Here is a 624-nt window from a genome sequence, read left to right on the forward strand (position 1 = left end):
AGGTTCAGTTAAGCGATCTTAAGCTTTACCGCAATGGGATGCCGGATCTGATTGCTTTTAGAGACAACGAGTTCGAGTGGATTGAAGTAAAAGGGCCCGGCGATAAACTCCAAGATAACCAATGGCGTTGGATCAAAGAGTTTTCTCGCCTTAATGTGCCATTTGCAGTGTGTTACGTCACCGCGCGAAAAGAAGATGAAATGCGGATTGACTAGCTTTTAGGCTTTGCAGAAGTCAGCGCTCTTTTCTGTTTGAGCTGGTCAATCACATAGCTTGGTGCGACTTTTTCTAGTTCCGCCAAGCATTCATCCGTTTTCGGATTATCGTAACGAATATAGATATCACAAACCGCGTACAGCTGCTCTGGCGCGCCTGAAATCAAGTAAGCCTGTTCAAAAGATTTCACAGCCTTATCGACACTGAACTCTTCTTGTAGCACACCATTCAAATACCAAAAATAACTATTGTTTTTCGCCATGTTAGCCGCTTTTTCGATTTCATTTGCGGCTTGCTCTTTGTCGTTTAAACGAACGAGCGTCAAAGATTTCGAATAATGCAGGGCTGCATTGTCTGGAAGGCGTTCAATCGCTTTATCTAGTGTATCAATCGCTTCTTGCTCACGTT

At 43.8% G+C, this 624-nt stretch carries 1 protein-coding gene and 1 pseudogene; one reads left to right on the top strand and one right to left on the bottom strand.

Annotation, left to right across the window (positions count from 1 at the left end; translation table 11 throughout):
• On the top strand, positions 1 to 215 hold a 215-nt coding region (locus R7Q11_RS27450; protein WP_225467142.1), incomplete at its 5' end, for a VRR-NUC domain-containing protein.
• Here R7Q11_RS27450 and R7Q11_RS27455 read toward each other — a convergent pair.
• Positions 212 to 624: pseudogene (locus tag R7Q11_RS27455) on the bottom strand (hypothetical protein); the annotation flags it as partial. The gene R7Q11_RS27450 and the pseudogene R7Q11_RS27455 sit on opposite strands and share 4 nt — an antisense overlap.

The organism is Vibrio sp. 970 (assembly GCF_033339075.1).